Source organism: Streptomyces morookaense, from assembly GCF_013030945.1.
Classification (GTDB): Bacteria; Actinomycetota; Actinomycetes; order Streptomycetales; family Streptomycetaceae; genus Streptomyces; species Streptomyces morookaensis.
Genome location: NZ_JABBXF010000098.1, coordinates 1 through 17,140, shown reverse-complemented (window position 1 = coordinate 17,140; position 17,140 = coordinate 1). Strand labels below are relative to the sequence as shown.

The window sequence follows — 17,140 nt, the reverse complement described above, 5'->3', positions numbered from 1 at the left end:
CGACTTCGTCAGTCGCGGGCCGGTTCCGGGGAACAGCGCCGACCGGGGCGCTGTGGCGCTCCGGATGCAGGACAGGAGCGTCCGCGCTCCTGCTGGATATCGCGCTGATCACCTGGTAAGGCTATCGCTCTTCCCCCGGAACACGTCACGAGGCGTTTGTGCACAAAACACGGGCCTCATCTTTGACACTCTGCACAGCGACGCGGACGTTCCTCTTCCACTTGATCTCCGCCTGGTCTCCGCACCTCCACGTACCCCAGCATCCCGCACGACCAGGGGTACGCGCCCGGCGGTTGGGCCGTTCAGCTGCCGTCCGGCCGAACCTGCCGGACCGCACCCCGCAACCGTGCCTTTCCGGCCATCACCGGCCGGCTGTGACGGCCACCAGCCGCTCCGCCTCCGCGACCGCCTCCGCCAGGCTGTCCACCACCGGAACGCCCGCCCCCGCGAGACTCGCACGGCTGTGGGAGCCACCCGTGTAGAGCACGGCCCGGGCACCGACGTGCTGCGCCGCGACCGCGTCGTCCGCGGCGTCGCCGATGACCACGGTGTGCTCGGCGCGCACCCCGTCGAGACCGGCGAGGTGACGGGCCATGTGCTCGGCCTTGCTGCCGCCCGAGGGGCCCGTGCGCCCGTCGACCCGGACGAACCGGCGCTCGATGCCGAAGCCCCGCACCAGCGGCAGCAGTTCCTCGTGCACGAACATCGACATGATCGACTGGGTGCGGCCGGCCTCCTGCCAGCGCTCCAGCAGCGACTCCGCGCCGTCCGCGAGGCCGCAGCGTATGTGCTGGTCCCGGTAGTGCCGGTGGAAGACGCCGTCCATGTGGTCCCACTCGGACTGCGTGGGCAGCCGCCCCATCAGCCGCTCGTAGAACCGGGGGATCGGCACGCAGTACAGCTCGCGATAGGTGGCCAACGTGATGGGCGCAAGACCGACTTCGGCGAAGGCGGCGTTCGTCGCCGCGATCACCGCATCGGTGTCGTGGAAGAGCGTGCCGTTCCAGTCCCAGACGATGTGCGCCCTGTGCTTCCCCATGCCCCCGAAGGTACCGGGCGGGTACGACAACGGGCTCAGGCGAGGTCAGACGAGGTTGGGGATCTCCTGCACCCCGAACCACATCAGCTCGTGGTCGTCGGCCCCGTCGACCGTGAACCGGGCGTCGTCGTCGCCCCCGTCCGCGGCGTCCAGCGCCGCGGCCGCGGCCGCCACGTCCTCCTCGGCGTCCTCGGAGTCGACGTGCACGGAGGCCGCCTTGCGCAGCGGCACCGGCGCCGACAGCCGCACCTCGCCGAACCCTGCCGCGTCCGGCCCCTGGTCCGGCACGGCCGTCACGGCGCCGTCGGGCACGTCCACGGCCACGACGACCCGGCGGCGCGGGGCCCCGGCGTCCGCGGCGAGCAGCCGCAGCGAGCCCTGGGCGGCGCGGCCCAGCGCGGCGTACTCCAGCTCCTCGGTGTCGTCGGAGACGTACCACTCGCGCAGGGCCGGGGTGATGGCGTAGGCGGCCAGGGGGGCCGGGCCGAGCTCGCCCGCCTTGTGCACCTCGGCGAGACCGGGGAGGGTCAGGGGGACGTAGACGCGCATGACCGCCGCTTTCCTGTTCTGCCGCTGCTGATGCCGGTTCCGATATCGATTCCGATGCCGATTCCGATGTCGGTGCAGCCAATATACGGGCGGGAGTCCCCCTTCGAAGTGCCGGTGGCCCCTGGGACGGGTCCGCCGGGCCACCGGCCGCCATGCGTCCGACCTGCGACGGAGCCGGGCCCGTCGCCCGGATAGGTGAAACGTGCGGCGGCGCCCAAGCCCCGCGGGCGTCCTTGCCGCTCCCGGAAAAGCGCCGGTAAAAGATCACCCACGCGGCCACCGCCCGGTACGCACCGGGCCCGGCACCCCGGGGGGACGACCATGCATCTGCACAGGACCAAGAGCACCACCGGCACCAGGAGCACCACCGCCAGGACGGCACCGCCGCGGCGCACCGACCCGCGCCGCCCCGCCGCGGACGCCGCGGCCCGGCGCCGCGAGCGCGACAAGCTCCCGCATTACTGGTTCGCCGAGCGGCTGTTGCTCGCCCTCAGCGGCCAGCGCCCGGTGCACTCGCTGCTCGGCCACACCGTCGGCGAGGCCTACGAGCAGCTGACCGCGCTGGCGCCCCGGGCACCCCTGCGGCCCGCCCCGCCGGGCCGCAGCCCCGTCGTCCGCCACTGCGGACAGTTCCGCCCCCGGCCCGGAGTCATCGAGGCCTTCGCCCGGATCGCCTCCGGCGACCGGCTCCAGGCCCTGGCCTTCCGCCTGGAGAAGGGCCCCGACCTGCGCTGGCGCTGCTCGGCGGTGGAACTGGGCGGGGCCCGTGCCTGACACGGCGAGGGGCGGGCACACCCGGGAAAATCCCGGGCATGCCCGCCCCTCGCACACCGGAAGCCCGGCGGACTACTTCTTGCGACGGCGGCCGCCGACCCCGTTCTTCTGGGCCTTGCGGCGCTCGGCGCGGGTCATGCCGTCCGCCGCGGAGCGGAACTCGCCGGTGTCGTCGCTGGCGAAGTCGCCCTCGACCACACCACCCTCGCCGTCCACCGTCGGAGCCGAGAAGTACAGCTGTGCCGGGCGCTGCGGGGCCGTGAGGCCCTTGGCGCGGATCTCCGGACGGGCGGCCGGCACGGTGTCCTGGACCGGCTCCGCCGGGGCCGGCTGCTCGGCGCCCTGCTCGACCGGGACCTCCTCGAGCTGCTGGTCGACCTGGACCTCCAGGTTGAACAGGTAGCCGACGGACTCCTCCTTGATGCCCTCCATCATCGCGGTGAACATGTCGAAGCCCTCGCGCTGGTACTCGACGAGCGGGTCCTTCTGGGCCATCGCGCGCAGGCCGATGCCCTCCTGGAGGTAGTCCATCTCGTAGAGGTGCTCACGCCACTTGCGGTCCAGGACGGACAGCACCACGCGGCGCTCCAGCTCACGCATGATCTCGGAGCCGAGCTGCTCCTCGCGCGCGGCGTACTGCTCGTGGATGTCGTCCTTGACGGACTCGGCGATGAACTCGGCGGTGATGCCCGCCCGGTCGCCGGCCGCTTCCTCCAGCTCCTCGATGGTGACCTTCACCGGGTAGAGCTGCTTGAAGGCGCCCCACAGGCGCTCCAGATCCCACTCCTCGGCGAAGCCCTCGACCGTCTCGGCCTGGATGTAGGCGTCGATGGTGTCGTCCATGAAGTGCTGGATCTGCTCGTGCAGGTCCTCGCCCTCCAGGACGCGGCGGCGCTCGCCGTAGATGACCTCGCGCTGGCGGTTGAGGACCTCGTCGTACTTCAGGACGTTCTTGCGGGTCTCGAAGTTCTGCTGCTCGACCTGCGACTGGGCGGAGGCGATGGCCCGGGTGACCATCTTGTTCTCGATCGGCACGTCGTCCGGGACGTTGGCCATGGCCATCACGCGCTCGACCATCTGGGCCTTGAACAGACGCATCAGGTCGTCGCCGAGCGACAGGTAGAAGCGGGACTCGCCCGGGTCGCCCTGACGGCCGGAACGGCCGCGCAGCTGGTTGTCGATGCGGCGCGACTCGTGCCGCTCGGTGCCCAGCACGTAGAGCCCGCCGAGCGCCTCGACCTCTTCCTTCTCCGCCTTGACCGCGTGCTCGGCCTTCTCCAGGGCGGCGGGCAGGGCCGCGGCCCACTCCTCGATGTGCTCCTCGGGGTCGAGGCCGCGCTGGCGCAGCTCGGCCTCGGCGAGGTCCTCGGGGTTGCCGCCGAGCTTGATGTCGGTACCGCGGCCGGCCATGTTGGTGGCGACGGTGACGGCGCCCTTGCGGCCGGCCTGGGCGACGATCGAGGCCTCGCGCTCGTGGTGCTTGGCGTTGAGCACCTCGTGCGGGATGCCGCGCTTGGCGAGCTGCTGCGAGAGGTACTCGGACTTCTCGACCGAGGTGGTGCCGACGAGGATCGGCTGGCCCTTCTCGTGCTTCTCCGCGATGTCCTCGACGACGGCGGCGAACTTGGCGACCTCGGTGCGGTAGATGAGGTCGGACTGGTCCTTGCGGACCATCGGCTTGTTGGTCGGGATCGGGACGACGCCGAGCTTGTAGATCTGGTGGAACTCGGCGGCCTCGGTCATCGCCGTACCGGTCATGCCGGAGAGCTTGTCGTAGAGGCGGAAGAAGTTCTGCAGGGTGATCGTGGCGAGGGTCTGGTTCTCGTCCTTGATGTCCACCCCTTCCTTCGCCTCGATCGCCTGGTGCATGCCCTCGTTGTAGCGGCGGCCGGCGAGGATACGGCCGGTGTGCTCGTCGACGATCATGACTTCGCCGTCCATGACGACGTAGTCCTTGTCCTTCTTGAAGAGTTCCTTCGCCTTGATGGCGTTGTTGAGGTAGCCGACGAGCGGGGTGTTGACCGACTCGTAGAGGTTGTCGATGCCCAGCCAGTCCTCGACCTTGGCGACACCGGCCTCGTGGATGGCGACCGTGCGCTTCTTCTCGTCGACCTCGTAGTCGCCGGTCTCGTCGATGCCCTTCTGCGGGTTGGCGGGCTCGCCCTTGGTGAGCCGCGTGACGAGCTTGGCGAAGTCGCCGTACCACTTGGTGGCCTGGTCGGCCGGGCCGGAGATGATCAGCGGCGTACGGGCCTCGTCGACGAGGATCGAGTCGACCTCGTCGACCACGGCGAAGTTGTGGCCGCGCTGCACCAGCTCGTCCTGCGACCACGCCATGTTGTCGCGCAGGTAGTCGAAGCCGAACTCGTTGTTCGTGCCGTAGGTGATGTCGCAGTTGTACTGCTCGCGGCGCTGCGCCGGCGTCATGTTGGCGAGGATGCAGCCGACCGTCAGACCGAGGAACCGGTGCACGCGGCCCATCAACTCGGAGTCGCGCTCGGCCAGGTAGTCGTTGACCGTGATCAGGTGGACGCCCTTGCCCGACAGCGCGTTCAGATACGTGGGCAGGGTGCCGACCAGGGTCTTGCCCTCACCGGTCTTCATCTCCGCGACGTAGCCCAGGTGCAGCGCGGCGCCGCCCATGAGCTGCACGTCGTAGTGCCGCTGGCCGAGGACGCGCTTGGCGGCCTCGCGGACGGTGGCGAACGCCTCGGGGAGCAGGTCGTCCAGGCTCTCGCCGTCGGCGTAGCGCTGCTTGTACTCGTCGGTCAGGGCACGCAGCTCGGCGTCGGAGAGGTTGACGAAGTCCTCTTCGATGGAATTGACCTGGTCCGCGATGCGGTGCAGCTTGCGCAGGATCTTGCCTTCTCCTGCACGCATGATCTTGCCGAAGACGGACACGTAGGCTGGCTCCTTGCCGGTCGGGCCTGGGCACGGTCGGGTGCGCGGGCACGACGGGACAGTCCCCGCCGCAACGGCCATCGTAAGCGAGGACCCCGCTGCGCCGGGAGGTCCGTCATCACCGAGGCCGAGTGTCACCCGCACATCCAACGAACACATATTCCGGGAAGTGCCCGGCGCCGGGTCCCTACACTCCGTTCATGGAGCCGATAACCCTCGCCACGGAACGCCTGGTCCTGCGGCCCTTCGCGCCTTCCGACGTGCCCGATGTGCACGCGGCCTGCCAGGACCCCGACATCCCGCGCTACACCAGCGTGCCCGATCCCTACCGGATCGAGGACGCCCGGCTCTTCGTCGAGGAGACCTGCCCCGCGGGCTGGCAGAACGACACGATGTACACGTTCGGTGTCTTTTCCGGCGAAACCGGGCAGTTGGTGGGGGCCATGTGCCTCGTGCGCCTCGCGCAGCTGCACACGGCGGAGCGGCAGGCCGAGCTCGGGTACTGGACGGCCAAGGAGCACCGCGGCCGCGGCTGCACCGTGGAGGCGGCGCGCGAGGTGATCCGCTGGGCCTTCGAGGACCTCGGCGTCGAGCGGCTGGAGTGGTACGCGGAGGCGGGCAACGAGGGCTCCCGCGCCGTTGCCCTGAAGGCCGGCTTCCGGATGGAGGGCACCCTGCGCGCGAAGATCATCCACCAGGACACCCGGCGCGACGCCTGGACCGGCTCGCTGCTCCCCTCGGATCTCGGACGGCCCTCCGGAACCCCGTACCTGCCCTGGCCCGAGCGCGGCTGAGGGCCGGGGACGGGGCGTTGTCAGTGGCCGGCCCTAGGGTGCCGTCATGACAACTTCCGCTGCCGGCCGGGGCCGTGGGGCCGAGGCCGTACTGTCCGCGGGTGAGGCCCGGCGCCTTGCCCTGCACGCCCAGGGCCTGCTCGGCGCCCCCGACCGCCGGGCGGGGGCGCGCGGGGTGCTGCGCCGGCTGGGCGCGGTCCAGCTGGACACGATCTCGGTGCTGGCCCGCTCGCACGAACTGGTGCCGTACGCGCGGCTGGGCGCGATCGGCCGCGATGCCGTCGAGCGGGCGTACTGGGCGCCGCAGGCGGCGGGCGCGGGCCCGCACGGCTTCGAGTACTGGTCGCACGCGGCCTGCATCCTGCCCGTCGAGGAGTGGCCGCTCTTCGCCTTCCGCCGCCGGGCGTTCGTCGCCCGCGGCCACCGCTGGCACGCCATGAAGGACGCCGAGCGCTCCTGCGCATCCGTCCGCGACCGTCTCAAGGCCGACGGCCCGCTGACGGCAAGCGAGTTGGGCGGCGCGAAGAACGGGGGAGAGTGGTACGACTGGTCCGAGACCAAGATCGCGGTGGAGTGGCTGCTCGACACGGGTGAGGTGGTCTGCACCGAGCGGCGCGGCTGGAAACGGGTCTACGAGCTGGCGGAGCGCGCCATTCCGGACGCCCTCTTCCACGACGATCTCGACGACGCCGCGTGCATACGGCAGTTGGTCGCCCAGGCGGGCGCCGCCATGGGCGTGGCCACGCGCGCGGACCTGGCGGACTACCACCGCCTCAAGGGCGAACAGGTGGACGCGGTCATCGGGGACACGGGCCTGGTGCCGGTGGAGGTGGCCGGCTGGGGCAAGCCGGCATGGGCCGACCCGCAGGCACTGGCGGGCCTCTCCGCACTGAAGGGCCGGCGCCACCGGACCACGCTGCTCTCCCCGTTCGACTCCCTGATCTGGGACCGGCCGCGCACGGAGCGGATGTTCGGCTTCACCCACCGCCTGGAGGCGTACGTGCCCCGGCCGAAGCGGGTGCACGGGTACTTCGCCATGCCGCTGCTGACCGGCGGCCGGCTGGCGGGCCGGGTGGACCCGGCCCGCGAGGGGCGGACCCTGGTGGCCCGCCAGGTGTCGCTGGACGGCCCGGCCGCGGTCGCCCCGATGGCGCGGGCACTGCGCGAGGCCGCGGAATGGGTCGGCTGCGACGCGGTGCGCATCGAACGCTGCGACGATGCGCAGCTGGCGGCGGCACTGACCCGCGCCGTCTGCTGAGATCCCCTACCGGATCTCCAGGATCTTCTCCCGCATCGCGTAGACCACGGCCTCCATCCTGGAGTGCAGCTGCAGCTTCTCCAGGATGTTCCGCACGTGGTTCTTGACCGTGTTCTCGCTGATGAACAACTCCTTGGCGATGTCGCGGTTGTTCATCCCCGTCGCCACCAGCTTCAGCACCTCCAGCTCCCGGTCCGTGAGCCGTGGCGCCGGCACCAGCCGGCGCTCGTCGGTGCGCTGGATCATCGACTTGAACTCGGTCAGCAGCTTGGACGCCATCGACGGGCTGATCTGCGACTGCCCGTCCGCGACGGCCCGGATCGCGGTGGCCACCTCGTCCGTGGAGATCTCCTTGAGGAGGTAACCCGTCGCCCCGGCCTTGATCGCGTCGTAGAGGTCCGCCTCCTCGTCGCTGATCGTCAGCATGATGATCTTCGCGCTGGGGGCCACCTCCTTGATGGAGGTGCAGGCCTCGATCCCGCCCCGCTTGGGCATCCGCACGTCCATCAGCACGATGTCCGGCAGCAGGTCGGCCGCCTTGTCCACCGCCTCCGCGCCGTCCCCGGCCTCCCCCACGACCAGGATGTCCTCCTCCTGGGCCAGGACGATCTCCAGCCCCCGGCGGAAGAGTGCATGGTCGTCCACGACCAGCACCCGGATCGGTTCCTCGCACCTGGCGCCCCGGACCGTGCAGGCGCCCTCCTCGTCCTCGCCGGGCACGAGCACGGGCCCGAACCTGTCCGCCATCGTTCCTCCCCCTGAAGGCCATGGCCCCTCGCGGTTGCACACTGCTGCTGCCCCGTCCCAACCGGTTCCGGCGCACCGGCGGTTGGCCGCCCGGCCATGATTTCATGCCGGACGGCCCGTGCGGTGCTTCCCGGCCGCATGACCACACGGGGGTGCCCCGGGAGCGTCAACGCTCCAAGGGCACCGTCACGGTTGGGTGGGCTCACCCGGGGCGAGGCCTCCGGCCTGCCGGGTCAGCCGCCGAGCGCTCCGCCCGCACCGCCGGGCTCCGCCTCGAAGAGGGGATCGGCGTTGAGGTGGATGACGCCGTAGTCGTACGCGTGCCGGCGGTAGACGACACTGGGCATCTTGGTCTCGGAGTCGACGAACAGATAGAAGTCGTGGCCGACCAACTCCATTTCGTAGAGCGCCTGGTCGAGCGTCATGGGTGCTGCGGTGTGGGTCTTCTCGCGGACCACCAGCGGGCCCTCGCCCTGGATCTCCAACGACCCCATACGAGTGACCGGGACGCCGTTCGCCTCCTGGATCGCGGTGAGCCGACCGCTGTCGTCGAGCTCCGCGGCGCCGATGACGGCCGCCGACACCTCGCTGGCCGGAATGCGGCCGTTGCCGCGACGCGTGAAACGCTTGTCGTGCTGCTTGCGCAGCCGCGCCTCGAGCTTGGCCGTGGCCAGGTCCAGCGCGGCGTAGGGATCGGTCGCCGCCGCCTCGGCCCGGATCACCGGGCCCCGCCCGCGAACGGTGATCTCCACACGGTCGGAGCGGTCTGCCTGCCGCGGGTTGGGCTCCTTGGACACCTCCACGTCGAGGCTGATCACCTTGCTGTCGAGCTTCTGGACCTTGTCCAGCTTCAGCTTCTCGGCCACGTGCTTGCGAAACCGCTCGGGCACCTCTGTCTTGCGGCCCTTGACGACGATGTCCACGCAGAACTCCGTTCCCGGATCGCTCCGCCGAAGGTTGCGGAGCGCATCCCTCTTGCATCAGACCCCGGGGCCGGCCCGGAGCCACCGACTAGGCGGTTTTCACCTCCTCCTCCCCCACCGGCAAGATCGACACCCCACCGGGCCGAAGCTTCTTTCCCAGCTTCGACCACGGCACATGAAGTGCGCCATTCGGAGATATGAGGCATAGCTTCTGCCATTCCTCACAACCGAACATATCTCGCTCGGAAGCCTGTCGGTACCCCCTACCGCGACGTACCTCCATTCAGGTGTTTTCCTGCCGTTTCCCTCAGGAACGCCGCTCGTTCGGTGTCAGTTCCGGTTGCTTTCGAAAGCGCGCGGTGCCGCGGCGACCACCGCGGCGGCCACGGCCCGCCCGCCCGAGACGCCGACGGCACGGGCCGCCTCGGCCAGCGAGGCCCCGGTCGTCATCAGGTCGTCCACCAGCACCACCGGGCCACCATCACGCCACACGCGCCCCACCGCGCGCACGGTCCCCATGGCCCCCGCCACGTTCGCCCACCGGTCGTGGGCGTCCAGTTCCGCCTGGTCGGCCACCGGACGGCGCAACCGCAGCACGGGGGCCGTCCGGGCCGGGACGCCGACACCCCGCAGGGCCCGGGCCGCGGCCAGCGCGATACGCCGGCAGGCGTCATGCCCGCGTCCCGCCACCGCCTGCCGGGCAGAGGGCACCGGTACGAGGAGCAATGGGCCCCTCCCGCCCCGCCCGCCCCCTCCCCCTCCACCTGCACCCGTGGCCCGCACCGCGGCCGCCAGGGCGGCACCCAGCGGCTCCGCCAGAGCCAGCGCACCCCGCTCCTTGTGCGCGAGCAGCACGGAGCGCACCCCCGCCGCATACGGCGCCGCCGCGAAGACCGGCGGCAGCCCGGGCGGCACCGGATCCGGCCGTACCTCCCGGGGACGCCGCCCGCACAGCCGCGCCCGGCACTCCTCGCACAGCACAGCCCGCCCGAGACCGCACCCTGCACACGGAGACGGCAGCACCAGCCCCGCGATCTCCTGCCACCACCCCCGCACGGCACCACTGTCCCGCCGCGGAATGCCGGCCGCCACCCCTGTGGAAAACTCCTGGCATGTACCCGGCTACCCCGGGTAGACCGGCGCCGTCCCCTCCTTGGCCACCAGCTTCCAGTTGGCGTCCGGCAGCAGCCGGACGATGCCGCCGTCGCCCTCGGCGACCAGCGCCTGGGACTTGCCCGTGCTCTCGGGGGCCGCAATGGCGCGCACGCCCGTGATCCCCGGCAGGGCGGCCGTGTTCGACAGCGAACCGTCGGTCTCGATGTACTGCAACTGCTGCAGGCCGCCCTGCTCGCTCCCGGCGACCAGCAGCCGGCTGGCGCCGGCCCAGGAGACGGCGTCGACGTTCTCCAGCCGCGGTGCCACCGAGCGCAGCTCCTGCACGGACAACGCCGGCTTCCCGGTGCTGGTCCCGCGCTCGACCCGGCCGAGCTTCAAGGACGTATGGTCGCCCTTCGTCACCAACAGCGCGATACGAACCCCGTCGGCCGCAACCCGCACGCCGGTGATCCGCCCGCCGTCCAGCGCGGGCACCTGCACCTCCTCCGGCGTGCCCGTACCGCCCTGCAGGCGCAGCAGCCGCGGATGCTCCTGGTCCTGGTCGGCGACCCACAGATCGCCCAGCCCGTCCCAGCTGGGCGCGGTCAGGCCCGCCTTCGGACCGCTCCCGCGTGCGGTCACCCGGACGTCACCCAGCGGAACGCCGGACTGCAGCGCGGCGACGTACAGCGCCTGCCCGCTCGCGGCGACGCCCGCGGCCCGGCGCTCGGACCGGTCGACGGCCACCGAGCGCAGCGGCACCGCACCGTCCGCGCCGAACGGCCCCGGCACCCGGCGCGGCTCCTCGTCCCCGTCGGCCAGGCTCACCAGGCGGTGCTGGGCGTCGACGAAGAACTGCCGGTCGGCCTGCCCGGCCGTCTGGTCCGGCGCGTACCACTTGGCCTGGTCGCGCCCGAGCACGCACAGCCGCGACCCGTCCTTGCGCTCCAGCGTCACATCGGTGACCTTGGCCGACTCCTGCGCGGTGTAGAACACCTGAGCAGCCATCCGCAGGCACTGGTCCTGGCCGGTGCCCGCCGCCTGATCGCTCAGCCGCACCTTCAGCGCGTTGGAGTCGTCCAGCGAGAGCCGGTCGTCCAGCAGGCGGGTACCGGTCGGGAAGGCCGTACCCGCCACCGGGTCCAGCCAGGTCGTCGGACCGTCCAGCAGAGCCTTCACCGAGGACGTGACCGGGTCTATCCGCTTGCGCAGATACACCGGGTCCGCGACGAGCACGTCCCGGCCGCGGCCCGGACTGCTGCCGCCCGGGCCCGTCTCGGCGAAGTAGTACTTGTTGGCAGAGCGGTAGATGCGCTGAAAGTCGGAGATGCCGAGCACGAGCCCGTCCGGCGGGGCGTCGATGCGCCACTCGCCGTCCTCCCGCGTCATGTGCATCTGCGCCTGGTAGTCGCTCTCGTCCGGCTTGTAGGCATGCCGGGCGTCCACCTTGGCGACCTGCTTGCCGGTCAGCGTGATGGTGACCGTCTGCTCGCGGTCCCCTCCGCTGCGCTCCACCCGCACCTGCGGCACCGACGACAGCACGGTGAGCGACGACGACGGGTCCCACTGACGCTTCACACTCTTCGCCAAGTACATGCGCGCTGTCGCGTAGTCCGCCTCGTCACTCGTGGTGGCTTCCAGGAAGCCCGCCACAAGTTCCTGCGGCTGCTCGTTCTTGCGCGGCGGCACACCATAGACACGCACCTGGGAATCCGCATCCGCACGCTGCGAGGCGTCGACCGACAGCACGTCCCCGCTGTCAGGCATCGACGCACAGCCGGCCAGCAGCAGTCCACTGGTGGCCACGGCGAACACACCCGTCAGCGAGCGCGCGCCCCGACGCGTGCGTCCTCTGCGGAGACGACCGCCGACGCTCTCAGTCCCGAGCGTCATGGTCGCCTCCACTGCCGATGCCGTTGCCGTTCCCGCCGCCCACCGGCCGTCCGTTCGTGCCGTCCGGTGCACCGCTCTGCCGCGCGACCACCCGCGCGCCGTTGCCCGGCAGCGCGGTCGGGTCGGCGGAGGGCCGGGCGTTCCTCGCCTGCGCCGGCACGGAAGCCGGCAGCGGGGGCGTGCCCCGGCCCACGGCAGCCGGCAGTGCCCCGGCCTCGTTCAGCCCACGGTTGCGCCGCGAGTCCTCCGGCTCCAGCGGGATCGGCGAACCGCGCAGCGTGTCACCGGTCGTCCGCGGCAGCGTCAGCCGGAACTGCGAACCGCCTCCCGGCTCGCCCCACGCCTGCAGCCAGCCGCCGTGCAGCCGCGCGTCCTCCACCGCGATCGACAGCCCCAGGCCGGTACCGCCGGTCGTCCGCGCACGGGCCGGATCGGCCCGCCAGAAACGGTTGAACACCCGCGCCGCCTCACCGGGCTTGAGGCCCACGCCGTAGTCGCGCACCGCGACCGCGACCGCGCCGCCGGCCACTGCCAGCCGGACGACCACGTCCCGGCCCTCGCCGTGCTCCACCGCGTTGACCACCAGGTTCCGCAGCACCCGCTCCAGGCGCCGCGCATCCGCCTCGGCGATGACCGGCTGCTCGGCACCGCGCACGAGGATCCGCGTGCCCTTGCGGTCCGCCAACGGCAGCGCGCCCTCCACCACACGGCCGACCACATCGCGCAGATCGATCGGCTCGGCCTCCAGCGCCGCAGCCCCCGCGTCGAACCGGCTGATCTCCAACAGGTCGGCCAGCAGCGACTCGAACCGGTCCAGCTGACCGAACAGCAACTCGGCCGAGCGCGCGGTCACCGGATCGAAGTCCTCGCGCGCCTCATGGATGACGTCCGCCGCCATCCGCACGGTCGTCAGCGGCGTCCGCAGCTCGTGCGACACGTCGGAGACGAACCGCCGCTGCATCCGCGACAGCTCCTCCAACTGCTGGATCTTGACCTGGAGGTTCTGTGCCATCTTGTTGAAGGCTTCACCCAGACGAGCGATGTCGTCTTCACCGGTGACCTTCATCCGCTCATGCAGCACACCGGCCGCGAGCCGCTCCGAGATCCCGGCGGCCATCCGCACCGGCGTCACGATCTGCCGCACGACCAGCCAGGCAATGGCCCCCAGCAGGACGACGACGAACACCCCGGCCGTCGCCAGCGTCGTCTTCACCAGGGTCAGCGACTTCTCCTCCTGAGTGAACGGGAAGAGGTAGTACAGCTGGTAGGCCTTGCCGTTGATGTCGTACATCCGCTTGCCGACCACCAGCGCCGGCTGCCCCTCGTCCGAGGCACTGCGCTTGATCGACCCGGGCTTCTCGAACGTGCCCGTCTTGGTGTCCAGCTGCCTGCGCAGGTCGACGGGCACACTGTGCTCGGGATCGATGTCGCCCGAGGCCCGCGGCCCGCGCCCGATGAACGAACCCGTCGTCATCGGATCGCCGTCACCCGCGCTCAGCGCCACGACGTAGTAGACGCCCTGCCCGCCACTGGCGAGCTGCTGCACCAGCTGCGTCAGCCACGCACCCGGATCCGGGGTGCCACGGCCGCCGGACTGCTGCCCGCCGTCCTGGCCCCGGACATCGGCCGCAGTCCCCGCAGCCTCCTGCGCCGCCTTGAAACCGCCCGCGGCCTGGCTCTGCGAGGCATGCCGCTTGGCGTCCAGCAGACCGTTGCGGACCTGGCCGATCACGACCACACCGAGCAGCAGCACCACACCGAGCGACATCAGCAGCGTGGTGGCGACCACCCGCAACTGGATGTTCCGCCGCCACAGCCGCATCGCCGGCAGCAGCGGACGCCGCACCCACCGCACGTACAGCCGCAGCACCGGATGCATCGACCCGGCCGCGGCACCGTCGGGCAGCATCTGCCCGGCACGCCACAGGCGGCGGAGAAGAGATATGCCGCCCGTCGAACCGGCGGGCCGCCCCACGCCCCGCTCCGGGGCGGCACCGTTTCCCGTCATGCTCAGCTCGGCCCGGCCTTGTAGCCCACGCCGCGCACGGTCACCACGATCTCGGGACGCTCGGGGTCGCGCTCGACCTTGGAGCGCAGCCGCTGCACATGCACGTTGACCAGCCGCGTGTCCGCCGCGTGCCGGTAACCCCACACCTGCTCCAGCAGCACCTCACGGGTGAACACCTGCCAGGGCTTGCGGGCCAGGGCGACGAGCAGGTCGAACTCCAGCGGCGTCAGCGCGATGGACTGCCCGTCGCGCTTGACCGAGTGCCCGGCGACGTCGATGACCAGGTCGCCGATCGTCAGCTGCTCCGGCGCCGGCTCCTCGGACCTGCGCAGCCGCGCACGGATCCGGGCCACCAGCTCCTTGGGCTTGAACGGCTTGACGATGTAGTCGTCGGCGCCGGACTCCAGCCCGACCACCACATCGACCGTGTCGCTCTTCGCCGTCAGCATCACGATCGGCACTCCGGACTCGGCCCGGATCAGCCTGCACACCTCAATGCCGTCCCGGCCGGGCAGCATCAGATCGAGCAATACAAGATCCGGTTTGGCCTCGCGAAATGCAGCAAGTGCCTTGTCACCGTCGGCCACAAACGACGGCTCGAAACCCTCGCCACGGAGAACGATTCCGAGCATCTCGGCCAGTGCGGTGTCGTCGTCGACGACAAGGACGCGTCCCTTCATATCGACATCATCCCATTACCCGATCGTGACCTGGCACACAGCTCCGCCAGACCGCCCTCCGTCACGGGCGAAACAACCCCGTTTTCCGTGATAATCGCGGTCACCAACTCGGGCGGTGTGATATCGAACGCAGGGTTGTAGGCCTGCGTCCCCAGCGGCGCCACCGGCACCCCCGACCCCGCCGCCGTACCCGCCCCGGGCACCGACGGCGCGGCCAGTTCCGTCACCTCATGACCCGGCCGCTGCTCCACCTCGATGGCAGCGCCCTCGGCCGTCCCGAGGTCCACGGTGGTGGTCGGCGCCACGACCACGAACGGCACATGGTGGTAGCGGGCGAGCACCGCCAGCGGGTAGCTCCCCACCTTGTTGGCCACCGACCCGTCCGCGGCTATCCGGTCCGCACCGATCAGAACGGCGTCCACCTCACCCGCCGCGAACAGCGACCCCGCAGCGTTGTCCGTCAGCAGCGTGTACGCCATGCCGGCGCGCGCGGCCTCGTACGCGGTCAGCCGCGCACCCTGCAGCAACGGCCGCGTCTCGTCCACCCACAGCCGCCGCAGCTCGCCCGCCCGGTGCGCCGCACCGGCCACCGCCATCGCCGTGCCCTCGCCGCCCGAGACCAGCGCGCCCGTATTGCAGTGCGTCAGGATCCGGTAGCCGCCACCCGGCAGCAACTCCTCCAGCAGCGCCAGCCCGTGCGCCGCCATGCGCGCACTCGCCTCCGCGTCCTCACGGTGCAGCGCCCGGGCCTCCGCGAGGGCAGCCGCACCGGCCGCACCGGCATCGGCGCCGCCCCGGAGCGCGTTGCGGTGGGCCGCCAGGGCACGCCGCACCCCGTACCCCAGATTCACCGCCGTGGGACGGGCGTGCGCGAGCATCTGGGCGGACTCCTCCACATCGAAGCCGCGCACCGCCGCCAGGGCCAGGCCGTACGCGCCTGCGATCCCCAGCAGGGGCGCACCGCGCACGGCGAGCACGTGTATGGCCTCCACCAGCGCAGGGACGTCCGTGCAGACCAGCTCCACCTCCTCGGCCGGCAGCCTCCGTTGGTCGAGCAGCACGACCACCGGCCCCTCGGGCCGCTCCTCCCAGCGCAGCGCTGGTACGAGGTCGGGGACGCCGGGAGACCGAGGACCGCCCGGAACAGCAGAAGCCGCGGATGCCGCGTACTGATCAGCCATTCGTCCAGTCTGCCCCGCACACACCAACTATTGAAGGCCTCCCTGTCGTCTCTCCCTCTTACGAGCCCGGCCCGTGCTTCGAGCGCCGTGACACGATGGCTGACCGGGCAATGGCCCGTACCTGCGGCCGCACCCGGCAACCGGTACGGGCGGTGAAAAGGAGCAACAGACGATGAACAACTCTCCGCCGGGCGGTCCCCAGGGATGGGGAGGCCAGCAGGGCTGGGGCGGAAACGGCTGGGGAGGCGGCGGCTGGGTGCCACCGGTCCCGCAGGCCCCGAAGCCGGGCGTGATCCCGCTGCGCCCGCTCTCGCTGGGTGAGCTCCTGGAGGGAGCTTTCGCCACGATGCGCCGGTACTGGCGCACCCTCGCCGGGGTCTCGCTGGCCGTGGCGGCCGGCACTCAGCTCGTGGAGACGGCGGTCACCCGGCCGTGGCTCGGCAAGCTGCAGGACCTGCAGTCCCTGCAGGAGCAGGGCGAGACGGTCAGCGTACAGAAACTGCTCAACGCCCTGGCCGGCACCTTCGGCGGCCTGGCGGTGACCGGCCTCATAGGCCTGGCGGGCTCGATCGTGGCGACTGCGATGTTCACAGCCGTGGTCAGCCGCGCGATCCTGGGTCGCCCGATGACGGCGCGCGAGGCCTGGCAGGAGGCCCGACCGAGGCTGGCCGGCATGGCCGGGCTCCTCGTCCTCGTACCGCTCCTCATCACCGGGGTCTTCCTGGCCTGCCTGCTGCCGGGTCTGATCATCGCCGTGGCCGGTACGGAATCCGCCGGGGTCCCGTTCATGTTCCTCGGCATTCTGGTCGGGGCCGTGCTGGCCATCATCCTCTGGACTCGTTACAGCCTTGCGGCACCCGCACTGATGCTGGAAAGGCAGGGCGTAATCGATTCCATGCGGCGCTCCGCGAAGTTGGTGCGGGGCTCTTCGGGACGAATCTTCGGCGTGATGTTCGTCAGCGGCTTCGTGGTATTCGTTTTCTCGTCGGTGGTGCAGATCCCGGGTGAAGTCATTCGGACGATCTTGACTCAGGACACGACGAGTTGGTCAGCCATGATCATTACCGGTATCGGTGCCGTCATCGCTTCCATGATCGCCCTGCCCTTTATGGCCGCGGTGACCGCGTTGCTTTATACGGATCAGCGCATCCGGCGCGAGTCCCTCGACCTCGAACTCGCCCGCGCCGCGGGGGTGGGCGGCAACGATTGAGACTCCCCCCCTTCGGGCCGCCCTGGAAAGGGCGGCCCGAAGGCAGAGGGCGAGAGACGAGGGGTAAACGCAAGAAAGCCCTGACAGG

General features: G+C 71.0%; 14 protein-coding genes. 4 read left to right on the top strand and 10 right to left on the bottom strand.

Features of this window, described 5'->3' with window-relative positions; genetic code table 11:
* Positions 1 to 361: 361 nt before the first annotated feature.
* Both HG542_RS30295 and HG542_RS30290 read right to left on the bottom strand, forming a co-directional pair.
* Positions 362 to 1,039, bottom strand: coding sequence for an HAD family hydrolase (locus tag HG542_RS30295; protein WP_171087071.1), 678 nt, complete (start codon positions 1,037 to 1,039; stop codon positions 362 to 364).
* Positions 1,040 to 1,084: 45 nt separating this feature from the next.
* Complete coding sequence (locus HG542_RS30290) at positions 1,085 to 1,588, bottom strand: DUF6912 family protein (protein ID WP_171087069.1); 504 nt, start codon at positions 1,586 to 1,588, stop codon at positions 1,085 to 1,087.
* Between the two features lie 321 nt (positions 1,589 to 1,909).
* On the opposite strand from HG542_RS30290, the gene HG542_RS30285 reads away from it, so the two are divergent.
* Positions 1,910 to 2,362 carry an Rv3235 family protein gene (locus tag HG542_RS30285; protein WP_171087067.1) on the top strand — a complete coding sequence of 151 codons (453 nt, stop codon included), beginning with the start codon at positions 1,910 to 1,912 and terminating at the stop codon, positions 2,360 to 2,362.
* A gap of 72 nt (positions 2,363 to 2,434) precedes the next feature.
* Here HG542_RS30285 and secA read toward each other — a convergent pair whose 3' ends face one another.
* Positions 2,435 to 5,263: a preprotein translocase subunit SecA gene (gene secA, locus HG542_RS30280; RefSeq protein ID WP_171087065.1), complete on the bottom strand. Its 2,829-nt coding sequence runs from the start codon at positions 5,261 to 5,263 to the stop codon at positions 2,435 to 2,437.
* 200 nt (positions 5,264 to 5,463) lie between these two features.
* Here secA and HG542_RS30275 point away from each other — a divergent pair, with 200 nt between their 5' ends.
* A complete protein-coding gene (locus tag HG542_RS30275) occupies positions 5,464 to 6,057 on the top strand; it encodes a GNAT family N-acetyltransferase (RefSeq protein WP_171087057.1) in 594 nt (197 codons plus the stop codon).
* A 46-nt stretch (positions 6,058 to 6,103) separates the two neighbouring features.
* Positions 6,104 to 7,315 (top strand): winged helix-turn-helix domain-containing protein, encoded by a 1,212-nt coding sequence (locus HG542_RS30270; RefSeq protein WP_171087055.1) that lies wholly within the window; start codon positions 6,104 to 6,106, stop codon positions 7,313 to 7,315.
* Positions 7,316 to 7,321: 6 nt separating this feature from the next.
* Here HG542_RS30270 and HG542_RS30265 read toward each other — a convergent pair whose 3' ends face one another.
* The 7 genes from HG542_RS30265 to mtnA form a co-directional block, all read right to left on the bottom strand.
* Positions 7,322 to 8,062, bottom strand: coding sequence for a response regulator (locus tag HG542_RS30265; protein ID WP_171087053.1), 741 nt, complete (start codon positions 8,060 to 8,062; stop codon positions 7,322 to 7,324).
* Positions 8,063 to 8,295: 233 nt separating this feature from the next.
* Entirely contained in the window at positions 8,296 to 8,985 is a 690-nt protein-coding gene (gene hpf / locus HG542_RS30260; RefSeq protein ID WP_171087051.1) for a ribosome hibernation-promoting factor, HPF/YfiA family, read from the bottom strand.
* A gap of 330 nt (positions 8,986 to 9,315) precedes the next feature.
* Positions 9,316 to 10,041, bottom strand: coding sequence for a ComF family protein (locus tag HG542_RS30255; protein ID WP_171087049.1), 726 nt, complete (start codon positions 10,039 to 10,041; stop codon positions 9,316 to 9,318).
* A gap of 66 nt (positions 10,042 to 10,107) precedes the next feature.
* Positions 10,108 to 11,973 carry an LpqB family beta-propeller domain-containing protein gene (locus tag HG542_RS30250; protein WP_171087047.1) on the bottom strand — a complete coding sequence of 622 codons (1,866 nt, stop codon included), beginning with the start codon at positions 11,971 to 11,973 and terminating at the stop codon, positions 10,108 to 10,110.
* Positions 11,957 to 13,981 carry an MtrAB system histidine kinase MtrB gene (gene mtrB / locus HG542_RS30245; protein ID WP_171087045.1) on the bottom strand — a complete coding sequence of 675 codons (2,025 nt, stop codon included), beginning with the start codon at positions 13,979 to 13,981 and terminating at the stop codon, positions 11,957 to 11,959. Before mtrB ends, HG542_RS30250 begins: the two co-directional genes overlap by 17 nt.
* 2 nt (positions 13,982 to 13,983) lie before the next feature.
* Entirely contained in the window at positions 13,984 to 14,661 is a 678-nt protein-coding gene (gene mtrA, locus HG542_RS30240) for a two-component system response regulator MtrA (protein ID WP_171087043.1), read from the bottom strand.
* The gene (mtnA, locus tag HG542_RS30235; RefSeq protein ID WP_171087041.1) at positions 14,658 to 15,842 is read right to left on the bottom strand and encodes an S-methyl-5-thioribose-1-phosphate isomerase; all 1,185 of its coding nucleotides are present in this window, start codon (positions 15,840 to 15,842) and stop codon (positions 14,658 to 14,660) included. The genes mtrA and mtnA overlap by 4 nt, the downstream gene beginning before the upstream one ends.
* Before the next feature lie 172 nt (positions 15,843 to 16,014).
* Here mtnA and HG542_RS30230 point away from each other — a divergent pair, with 172 nt between their 5' ends.
* Entirely contained in the window at positions 16,015 to 17,052 is a 1,038-nt protein-coding gene (locus tag HG542_RS30230) for a glycerophosphoryl diester phosphodiesterase membrane domain-containing protein (RefSeq protein ID WP_229922908.1), read from the top strand.
* Positions 17,053 to 17,140: the final 88 nt, after the last annotated feature.

Excerpts from the sequence above, each read along its gene's own strand:
- HG542_RS30290 (WP_171087069.1), bottom strand. The coding sequence starts at position 1,588 with ATGCGCGTCTACGTCCCCCTGACCCTCCCCGGTCTCGCCGAGGTGCAC.
- HG542_RS30270 (WP_171087055.1), top strand. The coding sequence starts at position 6,104 with ATGACAACTTCCGCTGCCGGCCGGGGCCGTGGGGCCGAGGCCGTACTG.
- mtnA (WP_171087041.1), bottom strand. The coding sequence starts at position 15,842 with ATGGCTGATCAGTACGCGGCATCCGCGGCTTCTGCTGTTCCGGGCGGT.
- HG542_RS30265 (WP_171087053.1), bottom strand. The coding sequence starts at position 8,062 with ATGGCGGACAGGTTCGGGCCCGTGCTCGTGCCCGGCGAGGACGAGGAG.
- HG542_RS30285 (WP_171087067.1), top strand. The coding sequence starts at position 1,910 with ATGCATCTGCACAGGACCAAGAGCACCACCGGCACCAGGAGCACCACC.
- HG542_RS30275 (WP_171087057.1), top strand. The coding sequence starts at position 5,464 with ATGGAGCCGATAACCCTCGCCACGGAACGCCTGGTCCTGCGGCCCTTC.
- HG542_RS30295 (WP_171087071.1), bottom strand. The coding sequence starts at position 1,039 with ATGGGGAAGCACAGGGCGCACATCGTCTGGGACTGGAACGGCACGCTC.
- mtrB (WP_171087045.1), bottom strand. The coding sequence starts at position 13,981 with ATGACGGGAAACGGTGCCGCCCCGGAGCGGGGCGTGGGGCGGCCCGCC.
- HG542_RS30250 (WP_171087047.1), bottom strand. The coding sequence starts at position 11,973 with ATGACGCTCGGGACTGAGAGCGTCGGCGGTCGTCTCCGCAGAGGACGC.
- mtrA (WP_171087043.1), bottom strand. The coding sequence starts at position 14,661 with ATGAAGGGACGCGTCCTTGTCGTCGACGACGACACCGCACTGGCCGAG.
- HG542_RS30230 (WP_229922908.1), top strand. The coding sequence starts at position 16,015 with ATGAACAACTCTCCGCCGGGCGGTCCCCAGGGATGGGGAGGCCAGCAG.